The sequence below is a fragment of the Rhodococcus sp. (in: high G+C Gram-positive bacteria) genome (assembly GCF_049286785.1).
Classification (GTDB): Bacteria; Actinomycetota; Actinomycetes; order Mycobacteriales; family Mycobacteriaceae; genus Rhodococcus_F.
This window is the reverse complement of sequence record NZ_JBAQEO010000084.1, coordinates 1-5,083: the sequence shown is the minus strand read 5'-3', so window position 1 is coordinate 5,083 and position 5,083 is coordinate 1. Positions and strand designations below refer to the sequence as shown.

The following is a 5,083-nucleotide window of genomic DNA, read 5'->3' as shown; positions in this document are numbered from 1 at the left end:
GTGCTGGCTGTGGCGGCGAGCAGTCGAGACAGCAACACGGCACCCGCCCTCGATCCGGCGACGAGCGCGAGTCCGACGCCCACGTCGCTTTCAGTCTCCAGCGTCGTCGGTGTGCCGGCCCCTGCTTCTGTTCCCGCGCCGCCCGTTTCGGTGCCGCCCATTTCGGAGGGCGCACCCGTGCCGAACCCGGCTACCATTCCCCCCCTGCCGAATCCGCCCCTGCCGAACGACAACAGCAAACCCAAGAAAGACAAGAGCAACGGAAACAACGGCAACGGGGGCAAGAACTGAGCGTTTCTCGTCGGGCGCTGACTGCCCCGACGAACCGGTATAGCGTCGAGCAGAGGTGGGCGGGGTCGCGATCCCGGAACGAGAGGTCGAACGGATGCGAAGGAAGCGGCGAGAGCAGGACTACGACGAGTCCGATCTCGAGGTCGAGTCGCCGAAGGACCATGCGGCCGGCGCGACGGCAGTTGCCGTCTCGATGAAACGTTCCCTCGAGCGCATGGGTGTGGTGCGGACCGCGGAAACGCTGCTGCGCCTGAACCAGGCCGAGGGGTTCGATTGCATGAGCTGCGCGTGGCCCGACCCCGATCCGGGCCACCGCCACGCCGCTGAGTTCTGCGAGAACGGTGCCAAGGCTGTGGCAGAAGAAGCGACCCGGGACCGCGCGACACCGGAGTTCTTCGCCCGTCACAGCATCGCCGAACTCGACAGTCACAGCGAATACTGGCTCGGCCAGCAGGGCCGCATCACTCATCCGATGGTGAAGAAGCCCGGCGGCACCCATTACGAGCCGATCGACTGGGACGACGCCTACGCGCTGATCGGCAGTGAGCTGCAGGCGCTGGACAGCCCCGACGAAGCAATTTTCTACACCTCCGGCAGGGCGTCGAACGAGGCCGCGTTCGCGTATCAACTCTTCGTCCGCGCCTTCGGCACCAACAATCTGCCGGACTGTTCCAACATGTGCCATGAATCCACCAGCATCGCGCTGCAGGAATCGATCGGCATCGGCAAGGCGAGCGTCACGATGGACGACGTCTACAACGCGAAGCTCATCATTCTGCAGGGCCAGAATCCTGGAACGAACCATCCGCGGATGCTGTCGGCGCTCGAAAAGGCCAAGCAGAACGGCGCGAAGATCCTCTCGATCAACCCGTTGCGTGAGGCGGGTCTGGTCAACTTCAAGAATCCGCAGACGCCGCGCGGAATGGTGGGGCCCGGCACCGACCTGTCCGACATGCATCTGCCGATCGCGCTGAACGGTGATCTGGCCCTGCTGCAGGCCTTCGGTGCCCTGCTCGTCGAGTGGGACGCGCTCGATCACGAGTTCATCGAACAGCACACCGCCGGGTTCGAGTTGTGGAAGCAGCACGTCACCGACATCGACTGGGATGTCGTGATCCGGACGACCGGACTCTCGCGTGAGCAGATCACCGATGCCGCGCGCCTGCTGCGCGATTCCGACGCCACCGTGTTCTGCTGGGCGATGGGGCTCACCCAGCACCGCAACTCCGTCGCGGTCATCAAGGAAGTCGCCAATCTCGCTCTGGCGCAAGGTAATATCGGCAAGCCGGGAGCAGGATTGCTGCCGGTACGCGGCCATTCCAATGTGCAGGGTGACCGTACGATGGGAATCTGGGAACGTCCTCCGGGGCACTTTCTCGATGCGCTGCAGAAGGAGTTCAATTTCGATCCGCCGCGGGTGAACGGGTACGACACCGTCGACTCCATCCGGGCCATGCGGGACGGCAAGGCGCATCTCTTCGTCGGATTGGGCGGCAACTTCGTGCAGGCCGCACCCGATACGGAGGTGACTGCTGCGGCACTGCGCAATACGAGGATGACCGTCCACATCTCGACCAAGATCAACCGGTCGCACCTCGTCTGCGGCGACACCGCCTTGATCCTGCCGACGAAAGGTCGCACCGAGCAGGACGTTCAGGAGAGCGGTCCGCAGTTCATTTCGGTGGAGGACTCGGTGTGTGCGGTCCACTCCTCGCGGGGGCCGTTGAAGCCTGCCAGTCCCTACCTCGATTCCGAGGTCGGCATCATCACGCGGATCGCCGAGTCTGCGATCGGCGATCGTTACGGACTGGACTGGAAAGGCATGCGCGACAACTACGCAAACATCCGGTCGCACATCTCGCGAGTGGTGCCGGGATGCGAGGGCTACGAGGTGAACGTCCGGCGGCCCGGCGGTTTCATACTCCCGCACCCGCCTCGGGACTCCCGGACCTTCCAGACACGTTCCGGTAAAGCAGAATTCGCTGTGTCACCCATCGAAGTGCTGCAGGTGCCGCCCGGGCACGTGATCCTTCAGACGTTCCGTAGTCACGATCAGTTCAACACCACGATCTACGGGCTGAGTGACCGCTACCGCGGAATCGAGGGCGGTCGCCGCGTGATCTTCCTGCATCACGACGACATCGCCGCGCTGGGTTTCGACAACGGTGACATGGTTGATCTGTTCACCCGCTGGGACGGCGACGACCGGGTGCGGTGCGCGCCGAACTTCCGGATCGTCGAATACGACACGCCCCGGGGATCTGCGGCGGCCTACTATCCCGAGACCAATCCACTGGTGCCACTCGACTCCACGGCGCTGGGAAGTAACTGTCCCACATCGAAGTCCGTCGTCGTCTCCCTCCGGCGAGGCGGTGACAGCGGCGGTACGGGGGGCCGGGACTCCGGTCAGGCACAGGTGGGGTCCGATTGGTCCCACAAGAAGGATCCCGAGCCGAAGCATCTGTCCTAGCGAAAGCCTCGGCGCGCAGCGAGGTGGCGCTCGCACCGATACAGTGACAGACCGTGGACCATTCCGTGCTCGCCGTGGTGTTCGCTCTGTGTGCTGCGTTGTGCATCGCCGTCGGTACCGTCGTGCGGCATCGGAGTGCGGCGCAGATTCCGGACGAGGCGGTGGGCGCTCTCGGTCCGATCACGTCGCTGGTCCGGCAGCCGGTGTGGTGGCTGGGCACGATCGTGGGAATCGGTGGATACGCATTCCAGGCAGCGGCGCTGGGTCTCGGATCTCTCCTGCTGGTACAGCCCCTGCTCGTCTTGTCGTTGCTGTTCGCCCTCCCGCTCGGTGCCCGGTTCTCGGGCCGCACCATCAAACGTGCCGACTGGTTGTGGGCTGCGGCGCTGACCGCGGCGATCGCGGTTCTCGTGGTGGTCGGTGATCCGAAACCGGGAATGGAGCGCGCGGAGACGAAACATTGGATCGTGGTCTGTGCGATCGGGCTTCCCTTCGTCCTGGGCTGTCTGCTGGGGGCTCGGTCGGGTAGCCGGTCTCGGCGAGCGCTGCTGCTCGGGTTGGCGGGTGGGGCGCTGTTCGGTGTGGCGGCGGTCCTCACCAAGGGAGTGGTCCATCTTGCCGGCGACGGGGTTCGACCGCTCGTCACCTCGCTCGAGTTGTATGCGCTGATCGCGGTGGGGTTCGGCGCGGTCTCGCTGCAGCAGTCTGCTTTTCAGGTGGGTGCGTTGCAGGCGTCGCTGCCGGCCACCACCGTCATGGAGCCGCTCGTCGCCTCGATGCTGGGTTTCGTCGTGCTCGGTGAGTATTTGGACGCAGATCGGGAGGTGACGGCAATTCTGGTGGTGGCTCTCGTCGCCGTGATCATGGCAGCGGTGGCGCTGGCTCGAGGAGCTGCCACCGTCGAGGAGACGGCCACCGTGCCGGTGCCGGCCGAGTAGCTCGCCCGGACTCGGAGCAGGCTCGTCGCCTCCGGTGGGGTTTTCGGGATGACCAAAGACCCTGGACCGGGGGACCGACCGCGGTGATGCTTGGGCCATGGACCCTGTCGAGTCGGTACCGGTCGAACTCCGGCATCCCGGGCATCGGCCGGGGGTGCCCACCGCGGTCCGGCTGATCGGGGTGTCCCGGCGCTACGACGTCGGCGGTGGCGCCGTGTATGCGCTGCGCGATGTCGACCTCGAGATCGACGAGGGTGAGTTCGTGGTGGTGCTCGGCCCGTCGGGCAGCGGTAAGACGACGCTGCTCAACATGATCGGTGCGCTCGACGTGGCCAGCGAGGGCATGGTCGTCGTCGCCGGACGTGAGCTGACGGGGGCGGGCCGCGGCGAGCTGTCCAGGCTGCGCCGGGACACGGTCGCCTTCATCTTTCAGACGTTCAACCTGTTTCCCACGCTTACTGCGGTGGAGAACGTGCAGTGTGCTGTGGAGATCTCCGGCCACCGCCGGGGCGCGAAGGCGATTGCGGAAGAGGCACTCGCCAAGGTGGGCCTGGCCGATCGCCGGCTGCATTACCCGTCCGAGCTGTCCGGTGGAGAGCAGCAGCGAGTGGCCATCGCGCGGGCCCTGGCCACCGGCAATCCGATCCTCGTCGCCGACGAGCCGACGGGCGACCTGGACTACCACACCGGCGTGCAGGTGCTCGAAGTCTTGAAGCAGCAGGCGCGTGCCGGCCACACGGTGATCGTGGTGACGCACAACCGGGAGATCTCCCGCATTGCAGACCGGGTGATCGAGTTGAGTGGTGGGCGAATCGTCAGCGACGGCCCACCCACCGGTGGTGTCGCCGACGTGGCCGACCTGCGGTGGTAGGCGCGCTGTGAGCCCACTGTTCCTTTTGCGCTGGTCACTCCGCGACCTGCGACGCAAATGGGTGCAGGTGCTGGCCATCGCGTTGGTGATCGCCATCGGTACCGGTTTGTATGCGGCGCTCAGCGGCTCCGCTCAGTGGCGCTATGACAGCAACGATGCCTCGTTCGCGGCCACCGGGATGTACGACCTGCGGGTGAAGAGCACCCAGGGACTCGATGCCCGGCAGGGCGAGATGCTGGCGGTGCTGGGCTCGCTCGCCGATCCGTCCGTGGTGACCGCTGCCGAGGAGCGATTGATTGTCGACGTCCAGGTCGACGCGTCGACCGAGGACGAGTCGATTCGCGTGCCGGGCCGCGTCGTGGGGCTCGATGTCTCGGCGGGCGGGCCGGCGCTGACCTCGGTGGCGGTCGCCGACGGCGACGGACGGACACTCACCGCTGCGGACGATGGACGTCCCGTGGCGGTGCTGGAATACAACTTCGCCGACTACTACGGTCTGTCACCCGGCGGCGC

General features: G+C 65.9%; 5 protein-coding genes. 4 read left to right on the top strand and 1 reads right to left on the bottom strand.

Features of this window, described 5'->3' with window-relative positions; translation table 11 throughout:
- On the bottom strand, positions 1–197 hold a 197-nt coding region (locus WAW17_RS03105), incomplete at its 3' end, for a hypothetical protein (protein WP_422331554.1).
- Between the two features lie 188 nt (positions 198–385).
- On the opposite strand from WAW17_RS03105, the gene WAW17_RS03100 reads away from it, so the two are divergent.
- From WAW17_RS03100 to WAW17_RS03085, 4 genes are all read left to right on the top strand, one after another.
- Positions 386–2,761, top strand: a complete 2,376-nt coding sequence (locus WAW17_RS03100; protein WP_422331553.1) for an FdhF/YdeP family oxidoreductase — start codon at positions 386–388, stop codon at positions 2,759–2,761.
- Between the two features lie 53 nt (positions 2,762–2,814).
- Positions 2,815–3,699 carry a DMT family transporter gene (locus WAW17_RS03095; RefSeq protein WP_422331552.1) on the top strand — a complete coding sequence of 295 codons (885 nt, stop codon included), beginning with the start codon at positions 2,815–2,817 and terminating at the stop codon, positions 3,697–3,699.
- Positions 3,700–3,796: 97 nt separating this feature from the next.
- The gene (locus tag WAW17_RS03090) at positions 3,797–4,570 is read left to right on the top strand and encodes an ABC transporter ATP-binding protein (protein WP_422331551.1); all 774 of its coding nucleotides are present in this window, start codon (positions 3,797–3,799) and stop codon (positions 4,568–4,570) included.
- Between the two features lie 7 nt (positions 4,571–4,577).
- The coding region (locus WAW17_RS03085; protein WP_422331550.1) for a hypothetical protein at positions 4,578–5,083 on the top strand (506 nt) is incomplete at its 3' end.

Coding starts and splice junctions, on each gene's coding strand:
- WAW17_RS03100 (WP_422331553.1), top strand. CDS start 386: ATGCGAAGGAAGCGGCGAGAGCAGGACTACGACGAGTCCGATCTCGAG.
- WAW17_RS03090 (WP_422331551.1), top strand. CDS start 3,797: ATGGACCCTGTCGAGTCGGTACCGGTCGAACTCCGGCATCCCGGGCAT.